The sequence below is a fragment of the Bartonella sp. CL71SXKL genome, assembly GCF_042194935.1.
In the GTDB taxonomy this organism is placed as follows: Bacteria; Pseudomonadota; Alphaproteobacteria; order Rhizobiales; family Rhizobiaceae; genus Bartonella.
Genome location: NZ_JBHINI010000158.1, coordinates 1 through 503, shown reverse-complemented (window position 1 = coordinate 503; position 503 = coordinate 1). Strand labels below are relative to the sequence as shown.

1 pseudogene is annotated in these 503 nt (G+C 44.9%); it reads left to right on the top strand.

Going from position 1 to position 503, the window contains the following annotated elements:
• Window positions 1-503, top strand: a pseudogene (locus tag ACFILA_RS10015) (phage tail protein); the annotation flags it as partial.

The window sequence follows — 503 nt, the reverse complement described above, 5'->3', positions numbered from 1 at the left end:
GCATGGTGGAATTCCTTTCAACTTGATTTTGATCAGTTGCCTGAACGCAAAAGCCTTGAAGCCATTGAAGCGATTACCGACCTTTCCAAAAGTTTGCGCTCTGATTTTCGCCGTGGGACCTATGGTTATAATGTGCAAGCCATGGAAGGCAATATGTCACGCCTCGATGACAGCATGTTGGAGTATGAAAGCGGTGTTCGCTTAACAGCTGGGGACACTTTGTTTTCCTTTGGACGCACAACAGAAATCAATCATACCCTCACAAAAGAAGAAGGCAGGCTTATTGGTAATTGGATAGATGATGGGGATGAAGAGTTAAGCTGGGAACAAATCGATTATCCATGGGACATGGCAAATTTTCCGTGGTGTTCGGTCAAAAAACATGAACGCGATATACTCATGACAGAGTGGTTTAGCAACCGTACGCTTTATCTCGTGTTAAGAGACAGCCAAAATAGCGTGATTGGGTATCGCAGATGCTATGCTGTAGCGCCTGTCGAACA